General features: G+C 65.0%; 13 protein-coding genes. 6 read left to right on the top strand and 7 right to left on the bottom strand.

All coding sequences use genetic code 11. The annotated features are described in order from the left end of the window. Positions 1-3: 3 nt before the first annotated feature. The 3 genes from QX034_RS28725 to pcsA form a co-directional block, all read right to left on the bottom strand. A complete protein-coding gene (locus QX034_RS28725; protein WP_315742190.1) occupies positions 4-978 on the bottom strand; it encodes a quinone oxidoreductase in 975 nt (324 codons plus the stop codon). Positions 979-1160: 182 nt separating this feature from the next. Then, complete coding sequence (locus QX034_RS28720) at positions 1161-1898, bottom strand: TerC family protein (protein WP_315742191.1); 738 nt, start codon at positions 1896-1898, stop codon at positions 1161-1163. Beyond that, entirely contained in the window at positions 1895-2629 is a 735-nt protein-coding gene (gene pcsA, locus QX034_RS28715) for a phosphatidylcholine synthase (protein WP_315742192.1), read from the bottom strand. The genes QX034_RS28720 and pcsA overlap by 4 nt, the downstream gene beginning before the upstream one ends. A gap of 134 nt (positions 2630-2763) precedes the next feature. Here pcsA and QX034_RS28710 point away from each other — a divergent pair, with 134 nt between their 5' ends. Beyond that, complete coding sequence (locus tag QX034_RS28710; RefSeq protein WP_316196193.1) at positions 2764-3978, top strand: UbiH/UbiF family hydroxylase; 1215 nt, start codon at positions 2764-2766, stop codon at positions 3976-3978. Between the two features lie 21 nt (positions 3979-3999). Here the strand turns inward: QX034_RS28710 and QX034_RS28705 are convergent, their stop codons facing one another. After that, positions 4000-4953: an AEC family transporter gene (locus QX034_RS28705; RefSeq protein WP_315704030.1), complete on the bottom strand. Its 954-nt coding sequence runs from the start codon at positions 4951-4953 to the stop codon at positions 4000-4002. 108 nt (positions 4954-5061) lie between these two features. Between QX034_RS28705 and hspQ the strand changes: the two genes are divergently transcribed. Then, on the top strand, positions 5062-5394 hold the full coding sequence (gene hspQ / locus QX034_RS28700) for a heat shock protein HspQ (RefSeq protein WP_315704031.1): 333 nt from the start codon (positions 5062-5064) through the stop codon (positions 5392-5394). 161 nt (positions 5395-5555) lie between these two features. Here the strand turns inward: hspQ and QX034_RS28695 are convergent, their stop codons facing one another. Beyond that, positions 5556-6332, bottom strand: a complete 777-nt coding sequence (locus QX034_RS28695) for an invasion associated locus B family protein (RefSeq protein ID WP_315704032.1) — start codon at positions 6330-6332, stop codon at positions 5556-5558. 260 nt (positions 6333-6592) lie between these two features. Here QX034_RS28695 and QX034_RS28690 point away from each other — a divergent pair, with 260 nt between their 5' ends. From QX034_RS28690 to QX034_RS28680, 3 genes are all read left to right on the top strand, one after another. Further along, on the top strand, positions 6593-8419 hold the full coding sequence (locus QX034_RS28690) for an extracellular solute-binding protein (RefSeq protein WP_315704292.1): 1827 nt from the start codon (positions 6593-6595) through the stop codon (positions 8417-8419). Positions 8420-8485: 66 nt separating this feature from the next. Beyond that, complete coding sequence (locus tag QX034_RS28685) at positions 8486-9994, top strand: class I adenylate-forming enzyme family protein (RefSeq protein WP_315704293.1); 1509 nt, start codon at positions 8486-8488, stop codon at positions 9992-9994. Positions 9995-10075: 81 nt separating this feature from the next. Then, on the top strand, positions 10076-11305 hold the full coding sequence (locus QX034_RS28680; protein ID WP_315704033.1) for a GGDEF domain-containing protein: 1230 nt from the start codon (positions 10076-10078) through the stop codon (positions 11303-11305). Positions 11306-12187: 882 nt separating this feature from the next. On the opposite strand, the gene mfd is transcribed toward QX034_RS28680, so the two are convergent. Continuing rightward, a complete protein-coding gene (mfd, locus tag QX034_RS28675; RefSeq protein WP_315704034.1) occupies positions 12188-15703 on the bottom strand; it encodes a transcription-repair coupling factor in 3516 nt (1171 codons plus the stop codon). Next, a complete protein-coding gene (locus tag QX034_RS28670) occupies positions 15703-15990 on the bottom strand; it encodes a succinate dehydrogenase assembly factor 2 (protein ID WP_315704035.1) in 288 nt (95 codons plus the stop codon). The genes mfd and QX034_RS28670 overlap by 1 nt, the downstream gene beginning before the upstream one ends. A gap of 190 nt (positions 15991-16180) precedes the next feature. On the opposite strand from QX034_RS28670, the gene recG reads away from it, so the two are divergent. Then, positions 16181-18283 carry an ATP-dependent DNA helicase RecG gene (gene recG / locus QX034_RS28665; RefSeq protein WP_315704036.1) on the top strand — a complete coding sequence of 701 codons (2103 nt, stop codon included), beginning with the start codon at positions 16181-16183 and terminating at the stop codon, positions 18281-18283. Positions 18284-18325 lie beyond the last annotated feature (42 nt).

Genomic DNA, 18325 nt, shown 5'->3' with positions numbered 1-18325 from the left:
CCGTCAGGGCTTCAGGATCGAGGCGCCCGTGGTGGCGCGGCTTTCGAGATCGGCATGCGCCTTCGCGGCATCCTTCAGCGCATAGGCGTGATTGATCTGGACATGCAGCTTGCCGCTGATCACCGCCGCGAACAGCGTATCGGCGCCTTCGAGCAGCTCGGCGCGCTTGCCGATATAATCGTTGAGCTTCGGCCGCGTCGCAAACAGCGAGCCGTGGTTGTTGAGCTCGGCGATGGAAAACGGCGGCACCGGGCCTGAGGCATTGCCGAAGCTGACGAACAGTCCGCGTGGCTTCAGGCAGGACAGCGAGCCGGGAAAGGTGTCCTTGCCGACGCCGTCATAGACCACGTCGCAGAGTTCGTTGCGGGTGACCTGTTTGACGCGCGCGACGAAATCCTCCTCGTTGTAGAGGATCACATGGTCGCAGCCATTGGCGAGTGCGAGCTCGGCCTTCGCCCTCGATCCGACCGTGCCGATCACATGTGCGCCGAGCGCTCGCGCCCATTGGCAGGCGAGCAGGCCGATGCCGCCGGCCGCCGCATGGATCAGCACGCGGTGATGCGGTTCAACCTTGAAGGTCTTGTGCAGGAGATACCAGACCGTGAGGCCCTTGAGCATCAGCACCGCGCCCTGCTCGTAGGTGATGTGATCCGGCAGCTTGACGAGGCGCTCCCAGGGAATGTTGCGCTCGGTCGCGTAAGCGCCGAGGTTGTGGTAGTAGGCAACGCGATCGCCGGGATGAAAATGGGTGACGCCCGGTCCGACCGCGGTCACCTCACCGGCGGCCTCGTTGCCGATGACGAAGGGCAGCCCGGGCGCCTTGTAGAGGCCGGTGCGATAATAGACGTCGATGAAGTTGAGGCCGACCGCGTGCTGCCGGATGCGTACTTCGCCGACGGCCGGTGCGTCGATCTCGACGGGCTCGTAGACGAGGGCGTCCGGGCCACCCACCTTGTGTACGCGCACCGCCTTGACCATTGCGTCTGCTCCTCCGGGCATTTGCGGCCGCGTGTTCTGGGGCTGGCCGAACAGATTGTGACAAATATCTGATTCTCTTAGAATATCAGGATCAGCCGATATCCCCGTGCAAAGCCCAAGGACGGGGTCGCGGCTGCCTGCTCGCAAGCCAAGGCGATCACGGCCCCCTTGTCAACCGCGGCTCAGACGTTGCGCTTCCTGCGGTTACGGCCTGCCAGCACGTTGAAGAACTCGACCGCGACGGCAAAGACGATCGCGAAGTAGATATACCCGCGCGGGATGTGGAACTTGAAGCCATCTGCCACCAGGGCGACGCCGATCAGCACCAGGAAGGCGAGCGCCAGCATTTTGGTGGTTGGGTGCGCCGCGACGAAGCGCGCCACCGGTCCCGACGAGAGATACATGATGACCATGGCGATCATGACCGCCGCGATCATGATCTCGAGCTCCTGGGCCATGCCGATCGCGGTGATGATCGAGTCCAGCGAGAAGATGAGATCGATGACGATGATCTGCAGGACGACCAACAGGAATCCCCTGCTGCTGCCGCTCTTCTGCTCGGCCTCATCCTGCGCTTCCACCTCCGCATGGATCTCATGCGTCGCCTTGGCGATCAGGAACAGGCCGCCGCCGATCAGGATCAGGTCGCGCCAAGAGAACTGCTCGGAAAAACCGAGACCGCGCACCGAGAACACCGGCTCGGTCAAGCCGATCAGCCAGACCAGCATGCTGAGCAGCAGGATGCGAAAGATCAGTGCGAGCGCGAGACCGATCTGCCGCGCCAGCCTCGCCTGCGGCCGCGGAATGCGCGCAACGATCACCGACAGGAAGATGACATTGTCGATGCCAAGGACGATTTCGAGCGCGGTGAGCGTGAGCAGCGCGGCCCATGCCTCGGGGCTGGTCAGAAGTTCAATCATGCTTTCAGGGATCTCAGGAGACGGATCGCGGAATCGCTCGCCACGACATAAATGCCAATGACACAAAGGAGCGCTACGACCGGCAGGCCGACATCGAAGTCGCGCGCCAACACATCGATCGCGAGCACTCCCCAGACCACCATCAGCGCCAGCGTCAGCCAGCGCAGCCGAACCACGCGGACAGGGTGGATGACGTGGAACGGCACAAAGGTCAGCACGATGAGTGCCGCCACAGCCAGGCTCGCCAGGGCCGCCGGCGGATGCAGCAGGAAGAGATAGAAGGCTGCGATATTCCAAAGGCCGGGGAAGCCCCGAAAATGGTTGTCGTCGCTCTTCATCCGCCGATCGGCAAAGTAGAGCGCACCGGTAACGGCAACCCCGACCCCGAGCAGCGGCGCGGCGAGCGGCAGCAGCAAACCGCTCGCTGTGATCGCATAGGCCGGCACGAACACATAAGTGACGAAATCGACCACGAGATCGAGCACGTCACCGGACCAGTATGGCTGCACTGTCATGACGTCCAATCGGCGCGCCATCGGACCATCGAGACCGTCGATGACGAGAGCCACACCCAGCCACCAGAACATTGCCGTCCAATGTTCGCGGACGGCCTCGAGCATGGCGAGCAGCGCCACGCCAGCACCGAGCGCGGTGAAGACGTGAACTGAAAATGCCGCCGCCCGGTGCGTCGGCGTTGCCAATGCGTCGCCCTCTGGTTTCAACTGATCCATGACCACGGCAGTGCTAGCAGGAATCGGAACGAATTGCACATCGGCCGCTGCGCCCTATCGCCGCGTATTTACTACATAGACCGTCATGCTTAGGTAGGCTTGAAAAAGTCCGCGAGAAGGTCGATGTTCCCAACATGACTGATACACCCGCCTCTTTCGATGTCGTCGTGGTCGGTGGCGGTCCCGCGGGACTCGCGGCCGCCATCGCACTTGCGCAAAGCGGCGCCGCGACCGCTCTGGTCGCCCGGCGTGCCCCATACGCCGACAACCGCACCACTGCCCTGCTCGGCGGCTCGGTCGACTTTCTCGATGAGCTCGGGGTCTGGCAACTCTGCAAGGACCGGGCTGCGGGATTGAAGGCGATGCGGCTCGTGGATGACACCGGCCGCCTGATCCGCGCTCCCGAAGTCCGCTTCGTCGCGGACGAAATCGGGCTCGACGTCTTCGGCTACAACGTCGCCAACAGCGTGCTCGTCGAGGCGCTCGAGCAGCGCGCCGCGGAGTTGCCCAGCCTGGTCCGGATCGACCAGGAGGCCGAACGCGTGTTCCCGCAAGAGGACGAGGTACAGGTCATAACCCCGTCGGGCCTGGTCATATCCGCCCCGCTCGTCGTCGGTGCCGATGGACGGCACTCGATGTGCCGTGATGCGGCCGGCATCGGTGTGTCCACGCGAGCGCTGAACCAGGCCGCGCTGACTTTCAACATCAGCCACGCGCGGCCGCATCACAACGTGTCCACCGAGTTCCACACGCCTCACGGACCGTGCGTGTTCGTACCGCTTCCCGGTGACCGCTGCAGTGTCGTCTGGGTCGCCGCGCCGAAAGAGGCCGATCGGCTGTTCGCGCTCGACGACGACGCCTTGTCGGCCGCAGCCGAACGGCAGTCGCACGCCATCTTCGGCCGCGTCCAGGTCGAGCCCGGCCGCTATCTCTTCCCGCTCGCGATCGAGCGCCCCCATCATTATGCCCGCAGGCGCATTGCGCTCGTCGGCGAGTCCGCCCATGTGGTGCCGCCGATCGGCGCGCAAGGCCTCAATCTGGGTCTGCGCGATGCGATGGACATTGCGGCCATCGTGAGCAAGGCCAGAGCCGCAGGAGAGGATCCCGGTGCAGCCTCGGTCCTTACGCGCTACGGCGCGGCGCGGCGCGCCGATATCTTGAGCCGCACCTTCGTGATCGATGTCGCCAATCGCTCTCTGCTCAGCGATTTCGTGCCGATGCAGTCGCTGCGCGCGTTCGGCATGCATCTGATCGGCTCGATCGGCCCGCTGCGTCGGCTTGCGATGCGCGAGGGGCTGGCGCCCTCATGGCGGCCGAACGCGATCGGCCCCCATCGTCGCGCGAGTTAGTCTTAGCTGCGCCAGACCGTCTCACGGAAAGACGAGCCGGCCGCTTTGGATCAGCCACATCACGCTGGTCAGCGTGACGACGGACGCGAATGTACCGATCAGCACCGTAACCGAGGCCGGCTCGACCCAGGTCTCATTCTGACGCGCGATCACGAACACATTGAGCGCCGGCGGCAACGAGGCCATCAACACAGCGGTCGCCGCCCAGGGCTGGGCGAACGGACCGAATGCGAGCATCAGGCCGAACGAGAGCAGCGGGTGGATCAGCAGCTTCACCGTGATCACGGCAGGCACCTCCCACGGCACGCGCTTGAAGGACCGGAGCGCCACAGTGACCCCAAGCACGAACAAGGCGCTGGGGGCTGCTGCGTTCTGCAGGAACTGCAAGGTGCGATCGAGCGCAACCGGAGGCTGGAAATGCATCGCGGCGGCGACCGCGCCGGCGCAGGTCGACATGATCAGCGGGTTGAGGAGGATCTGACGCAGCACGACACGCAATGCGTGTAGCAGCGAGGGGTGATCGCGGTCCGTCAGCTCGATCAGCAGCGGCACGATCGAGAACAGGAAGATGCTGTCGCAGCAGAAGATCAGCGCGGTCGGCGCGGCGGCCTGGCTGCCGAGCACTGCGAGGGCCAGGCCCGGTCCCATGTAGCCGATATTGCCATAACCACCGGCAAGCCCCGCCATGGTCGCCTCACGCAACGACAGCCGCCCCGCGACACGCCCGACCACCAGCGCGAACGCGAACGCCAGCATGGTCGACAGCGTGGTGGCGACCAGAAATGGCGGGTTGTTCAATTCCGCGAACGGCGTGCGCGCCATGATCCCGAACAGCAGCGCCGGCAGCGACACGTAGAGGAGGAAGAAATTCATCCAGGCGAGCCCGGCATCGGGCAGCCGTTTCAATTTACCGCAGGCGAAGCCGATGAAGACGACGCCGAAATACGGCAGCGCCAGGTTCAGGATATCGATCATGAAAGCGTCGGGATGAGTATTTGCGCGGCGGGACTCGACTCCCCTTCTTAGATTAAATCGGTCCCGGGGGCACTAGCGTCAGCCGCAATCCTGGTCTATTCGGAAAGGATGATCAAAGCGCGAACTGCCAAGTTCCAGATCGGCCAGATCGTCCGGCACCGGATTTTCTCGTTTCGGGGCGTGATCTTCGACATTGATCCGGAATTCAACAACACCGAGGAGTGGTGGCTGTCGATCCCTGAAGAGGTGCGCCCTCACAAGGATCAGCCGTTTTATCATCTGCTGGCGGAGAACGCGGACTCCGAATATGTCGCCTATGTGTCGGAGCAGAACCTGCTGCCCGACAACTCCGGCGAGCCGATCCGCCATTCCCAGCTTTCGGACCTCTTCATCAAGGACAAGTCAGGCGGCTATCGTCCGCGTAATTCGTCCTTGAACTGAATCGGCCACCCGCGACCTGCGCGGGCCACCAGTCCAAACTAACAAAGAACCCACAAAAAAGGCGCCCTTCCGAGCGCCTTTTTTGCTTCTCCGACAGTCCGACGCCACCACTGCGGTGGCGTGGCAGGTGCGGAACGAACGTCAGGTCCGCTCCGCTTGCCTCATTTCGCGGCTGTGGGCGGTGCGGCTTCAAGCTTCTTGCGAGCTTCCTCAGCGCGCTTCTGCAGCTCTTCCTGCAGCTTCTTCTGGTTCTCTTCGAACTGTTTCGGGTCGGTTGGCGGGCCGTCATAGGCCTTGGCGAAGCTGCTTCCCGTATCCTTCTCCTGCAGCGGCAGCGGCAAGGTCAGCGCAGCGCCGTTGGAGTTGATCGCCTGGACGTACAGATTCTGGCCCTTCTTCATGCTGGCGATGAACTCGGGCGTCGCCTCATAGTCGGACATGCAGCCGTTCTGGAAGCAGATCACGTAGGGGTTCTGCATCGGCGGGTTGTTGTCGACGACGATCCGGGTCCCCGGCTGAAGCTGCATGCCAAGCGGCAGGGTGACGCGCAGGATCTTCTTCGGCTCACCTTCCGGCTCGATGATGACGGCGGCGACCACGGGCTGGCCGGACTCGATACGGCCGTCCTTGCCGATGAAGCAAACCTGCTTGGCGTTCGCGTCCTGCCCCTTGAGACAGAATTTGGTCCAGGGCGCATAGATCAGCTGGATCTGCTGGTCGGGCGTCGGCTGCTGGCCCGGAGCCTGGGCCGGCGCACCAGCAGCGGGTGGCGCGCCAGGCGCCTGCGCAGCCGGTGCTCTAGGCGCGGCCGGGCCCTTCCCCTTCGCGCCAGGGGCCTGGGCTTGCGCGGCAGAGGAAACAGCCAGCGCGGTTGCCGCCAGCAAGGCGACGAGCCGCCCACGCGGCCCAACCGACGAGGCCAAGTCACGGAAATTCATTGCGGAAAACCCTTTCTGAACGGCAGCGCCCGAGACCGCCAAAGACGCCACACCAAGCCGTTTCGCGCGGCTGTCTCCTCAGGAATTGAGGCGGTTAAGTGACAGGCGTTGCTGCTTTGCCCGATCGCCCGCCTTCATAACGTGGCGGGCGGAAAGATCAATGCCGAGGCAGCCTGCGTCGGCGCGATCTACCGGCTCGCGGCCTGTGCTAAAAGACGCTTGTGAGCTGTTCCGAATCAAATGCTTGCGTTCCTATGTTCATGCTCCGGTGCATGCGGCTTGCCGCCGGGGCAGTTTGTGCTGTTATCGCGGTGCTGTTGCAAACGATCTACACTGCACCTGCAGGCGCGACCGAGAGCCATGCCATCGCCATGCACGGCCTGCCGGCGCTGCCCGCCGATTTCACCCATCTGCCCTATGTCGATCCGGCCGCTCCCCAAGGCGGTCGCCTGACCTGGGGCTTGCTCGGAACCTTCGACAGCCTCAATCCCTTCATCGTCAAGGGTATTGCAGTGCAGCAAGTGCGCGGCTACGTGGTCGAGAGTCTGCTCGCCCGCGGCAATGACGAGGCCTTCACGCTCTACGCGCTCCTGGCCAGAAGCGTCGAGACCGATGACGCAAGAACCTACGTCACGTTCCGGCTGGACCCGCATGCCCGATTCTCCGATGGCGAGCCGGTCCGTGCCGAGGACGTTCTGTTCTCCTGGGCGCTGCTCCGCGACCATGGCCGGCCCAATCATCGGCAGTATTACAGCAAGGTCGCCAAGGCCGAGGCACTGGACCCGCTCACGGTCCGGTTCGACTTCGGCGGTGTCGAAGATCGCGAACTGCCGCTGATTCTCGGGCTGATGCCGATCCTGCCGCGGCATGCGACCGACGTGTCGAGATTTGAAGAGACCACGATGACGGCGCCGATCGGCTCCGGTCCTTATCGCGTCACCGCGGTGCGGCCAGGAGCCAGCGTGAGCCTGACCCGAAATCCGGACTATTGGGGCCGCGACCTCCCGATCAACCGTGGATTGTGGAACTTCGATGAGATCCGGTTGGACTTCTATCGCGAGGCAAATGGTTCCTTCGAAGCATTCAAGCGCGGGCTCTACGACTTCCGGGTCGAGGACGAACCTCTGCGCTGGCACGATGGCTACAATTTTCCGGCCGCAAGGACCGGCGAGGTCGTCCGCGATACCGTGACCTCGGGTATGCCGCAGCCCTCGCAGTTTCTCGTCTTCAACACCCGCCGGCCGGTCTTCTCCGACATCCGGGTGCGCCGCGCCCTAACGCTGCTGTTCGATTTCGAATGGATCAACCGCAACTATTTCTTCGGACTGTACAAGCGCAGCGGCGGCTATTTTGCAGGGTCGGAACTGTCGGCCTACGGGCGTCCCGCCGATACGGTCGAACGAGAGCTGCTCAAACCGTTTGCCGGCGAGATCCCACCCGACATCCTCGACGGCAGCTATCGCCTTCCGATCACCGATGGCTCAGGTCGCGACCGCCAGACGTTGCGCACCGCACTGAACCTGCTGTCCGAGGCCGGATATCAGCTCGATGGCGCGGTGTTGCGGCAGCGCGCGAGCCATGCGCCGCTCGCCTTCGAAATCTTGGTGACGACCAGGGATCAGGAGCGCATTGCGCTCGCGTACTCCGATAGCCTCAAGCGCGCCGGGATCGCGGCCGCGGTGCGCGTCGTCGATCCCGTGCAATTCGATCAACGCCGGATCGGCTTCGAATTCGACATGATCCAGAATCGCTGGGACCAGTCGCTGTCGCCGGGCAACGAACAGGCCTTCTACTGGGGGAGCGAGGCTGCGGACCAGCCGGGCAGCCGCAATTACATGGGCGCCAAGGACCCGGCCATCGATGCGATGATCGCCGCGCTGTTGCGCGCTCGCGACAGGTCCGACTTTGTTGCGGCCGTCCGCGCCCTGGACCGCGCGCTGATGGCTGGCTTCTACGCAATTCCAGTGCTTAATGCGGCCGACGAATGGATTGCACGCTGGAATCGGATAGAACGTCCAAAGCGAACAGCTCTGTCGGGATCGCTCCCCGAGAGTTGGTGGCGGCGGCCGGACATGACGCCGAAATGATCGGCTGTGGCAGGACCATTTTCGGAGATCCGGGTTTCCGCCACACCGGGAATGATGGGGCAGCAGGTGAACCAGGTTACGACATCGCCGACGCTTGACGGGTTGTTCCAGCGTATCCTGGCGCGTAAGCCGGATGCGGTCGCATTGATAGATCCGGTCAACAAGCCGCGGGTCACCGGCCAGCCCCAGCGGATACTGACCTATGCCGACGCCGATCGGATCATTGCCGCGCTCGCAGCGCATTTCATCGACGCTGGGCTTCCGACGAATTCGGTGATCGCGGTGCAGCTGCCGAACACCGTGGAATTCATGCTGACCGTGCTCGCCGCGCATCGCGCCGGGCTCGTCGTAGCGGTGTTCCCGCTGCTGTGGCGCCAGGCGGAGCTGGTGGCGGCGTTGAACCGCATCAGTGCTCGCGCAATCGTCACCACCACCAAGGTCGACGGCGTGATCCATGCCGATCTCGCGATGCATGCTGCGGCGGAAGCGTTCTCGATCCGCCACGTCTGCGGGTTCGGCAGCGAGCTGCCGGAGGGCATGTTTTCGCTGGATCAGGCGATTGCAAAGCCGTCGCGCTCGGCGCGAAACGTCCTGCAGGACGGCCGCAAGGCCGCGATCATCTCCTTCGATGTCACCGGCGACGGCTTCCGCGCCGTGCCGCGCAGCCATTTGAGCCTGATCGCGGGGGGACTTGCGGTCTCGCTGGAGAGCGATCTGCCGCAGGGTGCCAACATGATGTCGGCCTTCGTGCCGTCGTCCTTCGCCGGCCTCACCTCCTCGCTCGTCACCTGGCTGCTATCGGGCGGCAGCCTCGCCCTGCATCATCCGTTCGATTCCGATACGCTGGAGCAGCAGATCAACGAGCTCGGCTGCAATGCCCTGATCGCGCCGGCGCAGCTGGCGCTGCGGCTCGATGAGGGCGATCTCGCGGCTCGTCTGCCAAGCTTGCGGCACGTCATCGGCATGTGGCGGGCGCCCGAGCAGGTGGGATCGAGCCCGGCCTGGATTTCGCAGCAGGTCGAGATGACCGACGTGTATTTGTTCGGCGAGGCCGGAATGTTCGCGGTTCGTCGCACGACGCCGGACGGCGCGCCCGGTCCGGTCAAGCCGGGGTTGCAAGGCGTGCCACGCGACCAGCCGGGCTCCTCGATTGCGGGCGAGGTGCTGGTGACGCCAAAGGGCACCCTCGGACTGCGCGGCCCCATGGTCGTCGTTGCAGCCTATGCGCCCCCGGCACCGCCGAGCGACTCTCTGGTCCCGGCGCAACCGCGAGATTACGTCGATACCGAATACGCCGTTCGTCTCGACCGCGTCCGGGACGTGATCTCGATCACCGCGCCGCCGGCCGGCGTAATGGCGGTGGGCGGCTATCGCTTCCTGGCGCAGGACCTGCACGAGTGGTCGCGACGGCTGGGCCAGGGGGCCCTGCTGACCGCCCTGCCCGATCGTCTCAGCGGCCACCGGCTGGCTGGGCGTGCCATGGACAATGCGCGGGCCCGCGAGGCGCTGGCGGAGCTCGGGCTCAACCCCCTCATGGTAGAGGCATTTCGGGACCGGACCAGCACTTCGGCCTGAAGCAGCACACATTGCTAACGGCGCGTTAACGCAGGCAACTTAGGATCACAGGCCCAATCGCCTGCGTTTCTGAGTATCCTTATGTCCCAGCAAGGCCCGCTTCTTCTCGTCTCCAATTCCGCACGGCCTTCGCTGGTGGCCGCCCTCGAGGCAGCCCAGCTATCCCCCTCGGTCCAGACCACCTGGCGCGAGGCGGTGCGCGCTTCGTCCGAGCTGCAACCCGCAGTCGTGCTGGCGGCACTGGACGGTGCACCCGAGGCCGACATCGCGGCCGTGGCGCGACAGTTGGTTGCGCGAAAACCCTACGTTCCGGTGATAGCGCTCGGGCCTCACGGCCAGCTGCCGGATAATGCCGTGCCTTTCCGGACCGAGAACGACACCGACCGTCTCGTGGCCCGCGTGCGAGCCGCGCTCCGCCTTCGCAGCCTGCATGCGACGGTGCTGCGGCGGCTCAGCGAAGCCCGTGCCGAACCCATCTCCCTGCCGGATAGCGATCCGCTCAACGACGCCACCGTGCTGCTGCTCGGCCGCGGCACGTCCTATCCAGAGCTTTCGGTCGCGCTCGGCGAGCGCATGGCGGTGGTCGGCGCGCTCAGTATCGAGGCGGCCGCCAAGCATCTCGCGAGCCGCGAGATCGATGGGGTCGTGCTCGGCGACGGCTTCACGCCGCGCGTCGTCGATGCCTTTCTCACCGTGCTGTCCGAGGACACGCGCTTCCGCAGCCTGGCCGTCGTGGTGACCTGCAGCGTTCCTGCGCCGCCGGTCGCGCTGGCCAATCTCGAGGTCGTCACCGGCGACCCCGCGCACATTGCCGCCAACGCCTTGCCGCTGATCCGTCAGCACGCCCTCGAGGCGCGTTTGAACCGGACGCTCAGGGCAATCGAAGCCGGCGGGATGCTCGATCCGCAGACCGGTCTGTTGACCAAGTCTGCCTTCGCCCGCGACTTCGCGACCGCCGTGAGCCAGGCTTTGAAGCGAGGCAGCGGGCTTGCAGCCGCACGCTTTGCCTTCGACCCGACGCATCCCCGCGCGCAGTTCGACGGCGCCCGGATCATCGGCCGGCTGATGCGGCGGACCGATTTCGGCACCCGCGAGGACAACGGCTCGGTGATCGTGGTGTTCGCCGAGACCGATCTGCGCGCCGCGCACGGGATCGCGCGTCGCCTGACGAGCGTGATGCGCCACACTTCGCACGGCAAACGTGACGCACGCGCTGAGCCATCCATCACCGTCGCCGCGCTGCAGCCGGGCGATACCGCACGCAGCCTGCTCGCGCGGCTGTACGACGAGACACACCGCGCAGCGTCTTGATATAGTCGAAGGCACACTGCCGTCATTGCGAGGAGCGAAGCGACGAAACAATCCAGCATCGCCGTTATGGCGCGAGATACTGGATTGCTTCGTTGCGCCCGCAATGACGGCTGAATCTGGCAGACGGCGCTCCATTCGCAATGCCTTGCTGATATCGGACGCTCGCTGCCGCCGGCTTCATCACGATCTCAACCCAACACCTACATTCCGCGACCGCGCATTCGCCCCACTCGTCTGATTTCGTCGTTTCGGACCTGGGGGCCTCCTGTACAGAGGAGCATTGCACGTGCAGAAACAACAATCTCGCGACGAGACCGACTGGGTGAGCGTGATCGCGATCGTTCTGGTCTTCGCTGTCGCCACCTGTGCGCTGCATTTCGGCTGGTTGCTGAGATAAGCCGTCACCTAGCTTCCACGCACTTCAGAAGCGATCTGATTGCGACGGTGCGTTCTCCGCCAAAAAGGGTCGCCGAAAGCTTCAGTGTATCCGCAACGTCCAATAGCTCAGCAGGAAGCCGACTCGAGCCAATCGGAGCATCGGGAATGGCGACGAGCTCATAACCGCCCGTTTCATTCTTTCCTGTACGATGGACGTCGGTCCAATCGTAGACGAATAGCCCTCTTTCGCACAACGCGATGAAGCTGTCCGGCCGCGGCACCCCGACAAGCTGACGATAGGACGATACGACCGGCAAACGGCACAACTGCTCTTCAAGATTCTCTATCGGGAGAAGCTACACCTCCAATGCGATCGAAGGGGATTGGTCCGGCACCTGCAGTCATGAACGCGCCAGATGTCTCTGGCGATCGGACGCAAGCCACGTACATTCAATCCCAATCGGGTATTGTCTCATATTCATCTGATGCCGAGCCTTTGCAGGACTACGCCGCCTTCTTCTTCTCTGCGAGCTCGGCAAGGTCCTTCAGGATATCCGTGGCCCCCGCGAGCCGCTCTTCCGGCGTCTCCCAATCCTGCAGGAACACCACTTTCATGTCGGGCCGCACCTTGGCAGCCTGGCCATGGCGCTTGATGAAGGCCACCAGCCGCTCGGGGTGGGCAAAGCTGTTGTCGCGGAAGGCAATGACCGCGCCCTTCGGACCGGCATCGACCTTCTCGACATTGGCCCTGCGGCAGTAGTTCTTGATCGCCGCGACCTTGAACAGATAGCGCGTCTCGTCCGGCAGCTTGCCGAAGCGGTCGCGCAGCTCGGCGGCGAAGTTCTCGATCTCCTCGTCGGTCTCCAAATCTGCGAGCCGGCGATACAGCGACAGCCGCACCGAGAGATCTGAGACGTAGTCCTCCGGAATGAGCACGGGCATGCCGATCGTGATCTGCGGCGACCAGCGATCGACGGTGGGCTCGGTAACGCCGGCCTTGAGGTTCTCGATCGCCTCCTCCAGCATCGACTGGTACAGCTCGAAGCCGACTTCCTTGATGTGGCCGGACTGTTCCTCGCCGAGCAGATTGCCGGCGCCGCGAATGTCGAGGTCGTGGGAGGCGAGCTGGAATCCCGCGCCCAGCGTCTCTAGCGACTGCAGCACGGTCAGGCGTTTCTCCGCCTGCGCGCTGATCTTGTGCGTCGACGGCAGCGTGAACAGCGCGTAGGCGCGCAGCTTGGAGCGGCCGACGCGGCCACGTAGCTGATAGAGCTGGGCGAGGCCGAACATGTCGGCGCGGTGCACGATCAGCGTGTTGGCCCTGGGAATGTCGAGGCCGGATTCCACGATCGTGGTCGAGAGCAGGATGTCGAACTTGCCGTCGTAGAAGGCGGAGATGATGTCCTCGATCACGGTCGGCGCCATCTGACCGTGCGCGACTGCGACCTTCATCTCCGGCACGGTCTTGTCGAGGAACTCCTTGACCTCGGCAAGATCGTCGATGCGCGGCACGACGTAGAAGGCCTGGCCGCCGCGATAGCGTTCGCGCAGCAGCGCCTCGCGGATCATCACGGGATCATGCGGCGCGACGAAGGTGCGCACGGCAAGGCGATCGACCGGGGGCGAAGCAATGATCGACAGCTCGCGCACGCCGGTCAGGGCCAGCTGCAGCGTGCGCGGGATCGGTGTAGCCGACAGCGTCAGCACATGCACCTCGGCGCGCAGCTGCTTCAGCCGTTCCTTGTGGCTGACGCCGAAATGCTGCTCCTCGTCGACGATGAGCAGGCCGAGATCGCGGAACTTGATCGATTTGCCGAGCAGCGCGTGAGTGCCGACCACGATGTCGACCGAGCCGTCGGTCAGCCCCTTCTTGACCTGGTTGAGCTCCTTGGTCGAGACGAGGCGCGAGGCCTGCGCGACATTGACCGGAAAGCCGCGGAAGCGCTCGGTGAAGGTCTTGGCATGCTGGCGCGCGAGCAGCGTCGTCGGCACCACGACCGCGACCTGCTTGCCGTCGAGCGCCACCGCGAACGCCGCGCGCAGGGCGACTTCCGTCTTGCCGAAACCGACATCGCCGCAGATCAGCCGGTCCATCGGACGTCCGGCTTCGAGATCGCCGAGCGTCGCCTGGATCGCGGCGAGCTGGTCCTCGGTCTCATCATAGGGGAAGCGCGCACAGAACTCGTCGTAGAGCCCGGCCTGGACCGGCAGCTTCGGCGCCTCGTGCAGCATGCGTTCGGCCGCGATCTTGATCAGCTCGCCCGCCATTTCGCGGATGCGGTTCTTCAGCTTGGCCTTGCGGGTCTGCCAGCCCGAGCCGCCGAGCTTGTCGAGTTCGACATTGGTCTGGTCGGAGCCGTAGCGCGACAACAGCTCGATGTTCTCTACCGGCAGATACAGCTTGGTCTCGCCGGCGTAGCGCAGCTCGAGACAGTCATGCGGCGCGCCGGCGACCTCGAGCGTCTGCAGGCCAACGAAGCGGCCGATGCCGTGATCGACATGGACCACGATGTCGCCGACGCCAAGACTGGTGACCTCCGAGATGAAATTGTCGAGCTTGCGGCTGGCGCGGCGCGGCCGCACCAGGCGGTCGCCGAGGATGTCCTGCTCGGAGATGACGGCGATCTGGTCGGTCTCGAAGCCGGTCTCGAGCCCGAGCACCGCCAGCATGGTCTCGTTGCGCGGGGTGGCCTGCACCATGCGCCAGGTGTTGACGCTGGTGACCAGCGTCAGCTTGTGATCCCGCAGCATGCTGGTCATGCGGTCGCGCGAGCCTTCGCTCCACAGCGCGATCACCACCTTCTTGCGCTGCGCCTGCAGCGCCTGCACATGCGCCACGACGGCTTCGAATACGTTGACCGCGGCATCGTTGCGCTCGGGCGCGAAATTGCGGCCCTGGCGGGCGCCGATGTCGGCCACGCCAGCCGCTTCCGGCACGGCAAACGGCGTCAGCTTGGCGACCGGCGCCGCATCGAGCCGCGCCGTCCATTCGGCTTCGCTCAGATAGAGCCGGTCAGGCGGCAGCGGCTTGTAGATCGCGCCGCCGCCGGGATGCTCCATCGCCTCGCGCCGCGCGTCGTAATAGTCGGCGATCTGCTTGAAGCGCTCGCGCGCGGCATCCTCGCCCTGCGACTCGATGATGACGGGCGTGCCGGCGAGATAATCGAACAGCGTCTCCATGTTGTCGTGGAACAGCGGCAGCCAGTGCTCCATGCCGGGATAGCGGCGGCCTTCGCTGACGGCCTCGTAGAGCGCATCGTCGCGCTCGGGCGCGCCGAACTCGGCGACATAGCCCATGCGGAAGCGGCGGATGGTGTCGGTGACCAGCTGGAATTCGGAGACCGGCACCAGGTCGAGCGAGCGCATGTCCAAGAGCGTGCGCTGGGTCTCCGCATCGAAGGTGCGGATCGACTCCAGCGAGTCGCCGAAGAAGTCGAAGCGCACCGGCTGATCGAGCCCGGCTGGAAACAGATCGAGGATGCCGCCACGCACGGCATATTCGCCGCTCTCGCGCACCGTCGACGACCTATTATAGCCGTTGTGCTCCAACCAGGCGACGACCGAGTCCATCGGCACGACATGGCCTGGCGCCACCGACAGCGCCTGTCCGGCCATGGTCTCGCGCGCCGGCACGCGCTGCACGGCCGCATTCACCGTCGTGAGCACGATCAGCGGCTTGTCGCTGCCGGCCAGCCGCGACAGCCGCGCCAGCGTGGTGACGCGCTGCGCCAGGATGCCGCCATGCGGCGAGACGCGATCGTAAGGCTGGCAGTCCCAGGCCGGGAATTGCATCACGGGCAGATCGGGCGCGAAGAACTCCAACGCACGCGCGAGCTGCTGCATCCGTGCGCCGTCGCGGCAGATCACGGCAAGGCTGACCGCCGGCGGCTTCGGCCGCGCGGCAACGGCACGGGCAAGATCGGCGGCGACCAGACCTTCGGCGCCTTCCGCGACATTGGCGAGCGTCAGCGCGCGTCCAGGCGCCAGCAGCTCGGCAGGCGATTTGACAGGGCTCTTCATCAATCCAAACCCACGGCGCGGAACGCCTTGATGCGCAGAAACAGCGCGCCGGCCGCCTCGGGCGGCAGCGGCCCGTGGCCAGTCACCGCCGCGTAGAAATCCTGATCCGGAATTTCGAGCAGCTGCTCGAGCTCGGCCAATTCGTCATCGGCAAGCGTCGCGATCTCGGCATCGGCGAAACGGCCCAGGATCAGGTCCATTTCCCGCGTGCCACGGTGCCAGCAGCGAAACAGCAGCCGCTTGCGGCGGTCATCAAGCCCCTGGCTCGATCGGGTCGTCCCAGTCATCGCGATATCCTTGCGGTACAACGCCAAAAGCCCGGACGGAGCCGGGCGCGGTTCATATAGCGACCGTCCCCGGTCCTGTCAGCCCTGTCCGACGCAGAACCGACATGTTCGGGCCGTTCGCGGACGAAAAAACAGGTGGACGCCGGCCAAGGAGCGGATATGCCGGCCGAAACGGTCTTAAGTGTCGTCGATGCGCCCTGCTCTGCTCAATCCGCTATTTGCTCCGGTCACGAGCCTCGCCGGCGTCGGTCCGAAACAGGACCAGCTGCTGCGCTACCTGCTCAGCACGACCGACACCCCGCGTCTGGTCGATCTGCTGCTGCATCTGCCCTCGAGCGTGATCGACCGCCGCAACAGGCCCAAGATCCGGGATGCCGAGGTCGGAACGATGGTGACCTTGGAGGTGACGGTGGAGCGGCACCGGCCGTCGCGCAATGCGCGGGCGCCTTACCTGGTCTATGCCAGCGACGACACCGGCGACGTCGTACTGACCTTCTTCCGTGCCAAGGGCGACTACATCGAGAAGCAGCTGCCGATCGGCGCCAAGCGCTACGTCTCGGGCACCATGCAGCGCTACGATGGAATGCCGCAGATCGTCCATCCCGACCGCATCCTCGACGAGGCGGCGTTTGCAAGACTGTCCGGCATCGATCCGGTCTATCCCCTGACCGAGGGCCTCGCGCTGGGCTCCTTGCGGCGCGCGATCGCGCTGGCGCTCACCAAGCTGCCGAACCTGCCGGAATGGATCAGCCCGGAAGTTTTGAGCCGCTGCGGTTTCCCGCCGCTCAAGGAGGCGCTGACGCGCGTGCACGTTCCGCAGGAACTGACGGACGTGCTGCCGGAAAATCCATACTGGTCGCGGCTGGCCTTCGATGAACTGCTCGCCGGCCAGCTGGCGCTGGCGCTGGTGCGGGCACAATTGCGCCGTCCCGCGGGCAACCGCCACGCCGGCGACGGCCATCTCCGCCGCAGGATCATCGACGCCCTGCCCTATGCGCTGACGAACTCGCAGGCCCAGGCGATGGCCGCGATCTCGGAGGATCTCGGCAAGCCCGTGCGCATGCTGCGGCTGCTGCAGGGCGATGTCGGCTCCGGCAAGACCGTCGTGGCGCTGCTGGCCGCGGCGGCCGTCGCCGAAGCGGGCAAGCAGGCGGCGCTAATGGCGCCGACCGAGATTCTGGCACGTCAACACGCCAAGACCATTGCTCCGCTGGCCGAACGAGCCGGCATGCAGGTAGCGATCCTCACTGGCCGCGAGAAAGGCAAGGAGCGCCGCGATATTCTCGCACGGCTGGAGGCCGGCGAGATCGATCTGCTGGTCGGCACCCATGCGCTGATCCAGGACGATGTCGTCTTCAAGGCCTTGGCGCTCGCGATCGTCGACGAGCAGCACCGCTTCGGCGTGCGCGAGCGGCTGGCGCTGACGTCCAAGGGCGAGGCGGTGGACGTGCTGGTCCTCAGCGCGACCCCGATCCCACGCACCTTGGTGCTGACCTATTTCGGCGACATGGACATCTCCGAACTGCGCGAGAAGCCGGCCGGACGTCAGCCGATCGACACCCGCGCCGTCGCGGACACGCGCCTCGGCGAGGTGATGGATGCGGTCGGCCGCGCCCTCAACGCCGGCAAGCTGGTCTATTGGATCTGCCCGCTGGTCGAGGAATCCGAGGCCGAGGGCACCGATCATCTGACCAATGCGACCGAGCGGTTCGAGAGCCTGCAAAAACGTTTCGGCGATCGCGTCGGTCTCGTCCACGGCCAGATGAAAGGCACCGAGAAAGACCGTGTCATGGGCCAGTTTGCAGCTCATGAAATCCGGCTTCTGGTTGCCACCACCGTGGTCGAGGTCGGCGTCGACGTGCCGGCAGCGACCATCATGGTGATCGAGAATGCCGAGCGCTTCGGGCTCGCGCAGCTGCATCAATTGCGCGGCCGCATCGGCCGCGGCTCGGAAGCCTCGACCTGCATCCTGCTCTATCACGAGCCGCTCGGGCAGATGTCGAAATCGCGGCTCGCCGTGATCCGCGAAACCACCGACGGTTTTCGCATTGCCGAGGAGGATCTGAAGCTGCGCGGCGAAGGTGACGTGCTCGGCATCCGCCAGAGCGGCCTGCCCGGCTATCGCATCGCGCGCCCCGAGGTGCACGCCCAGCTGATCACGCAGGCCCGCGACGAGGCACTGCGCGTGTTGAAGGAGAACCCCAAGCTTGAGGGCCCGCGCGGCGAGGCGCTGCGTTGTCTGCTCTATCTCTACGAACGCGACGAGGCGATTCCATTGCTGACGGCGGGGTAGATCGGCGCGTGCTTCCGTAGGCTGCGCAAAGGCGCGTTGAAC

Origin of the sequence: Bradyrhizobium sp. SZCCHNR3119 (genome assembly GCF_032487775.1) — a bacterium.
GTDB lineage: Bacteria > Pseudomonadota > Alphaproteobacteria > Rhizobiales > Xanthobacteraceae > Bradyrhizobium.
This window is presented reverse-complemented; position numbering and strand designations above follow the sequence as displayed.

Bases quoted from the DNA above. Each gene is read 5' to 3' on its own strand.
- mfd (WP_315704034.1), bottom strand. From the start codon at position 15,703: ATGAAGAGCCCTGTCAAATCGCCTGCCGAGCTGCTGGCGCCTGGACGC.
- QX034_RS28670 (WP_315704035.1), bottom strand. From the start codon at position 15,990: ATGACTGGGACGACCCGATCGAGCCAGGGGCTTGATGACCGCCGCAAG.
- pcsA (WP_315742192.1), bottom strand. From the start codon at position 2,629: ATGGATCAGTTGAAACCAGAGGGCGACGCATTGGCAACGCCGACGCAC.
- QX034_RS28695 (WP_315704032.1), bottom strand. From the start codon at position 6,332: ATGAATTTCCGTGACTTGGCCTCGTCGGTTGGGCCGCGTGGGCGGCTC.
- QX034_RS28720 (WP_315742191.1), bottom strand. From the start codon at position 1,898: ATGATTGAACTTCTGACCAGCCCCGAGGCATGGGCCGCGCTGCTCACG.
- QX034_RS28725 (WP_315742190.1), bottom strand. From the start codon at position 978: ATGGTCAAGGCGGTGCGCGTACACAAGGTGGGTGGCCCGGACGCCCTC.
- QX034_RS28680 (WP_315704033.1), top strand. From the start codon at position 10,076: ATGTCCCAGCAAGGCCCGCTTCTTCTCGTCTCCAATTCCGCACGGCCT.
- QX034_RS28690 (WP_315704292.1), top strand. From the start codon at position 6,593: ATGCTCCGGTGCATGCGGCTTGCCGCCGGGGCAGTTTGTGCTGTTATC.
- recG (WP_315704036.1), top strand. From the start codon at position 16,181: ATGCGCCCTGCTCTGCTCAATCCGCTATTTGCTCCGGTCACGAGCCTC.
- QX034_RS28705 (WP_315704030.1), bottom strand. From the start codon at position 4,953: ATGATCGATATCCTGAACCTGGCGCTGCCGTATTTCGGCGTCGTCTTC.
- hspQ (WP_315704031.1), top strand. From the start codon at position 5,062: ATGATCAAAGCGCGAACTGCCAAGTTCCAGATCGGCCAGATCGTCCGG.
- QX034_RS28710 (WP_316196193.1), top strand. From the start codon at position 2,764: ATGACTGATACACCCGCCTCTTTCGATGTCGTCGTGGTCGGTGGCGGT.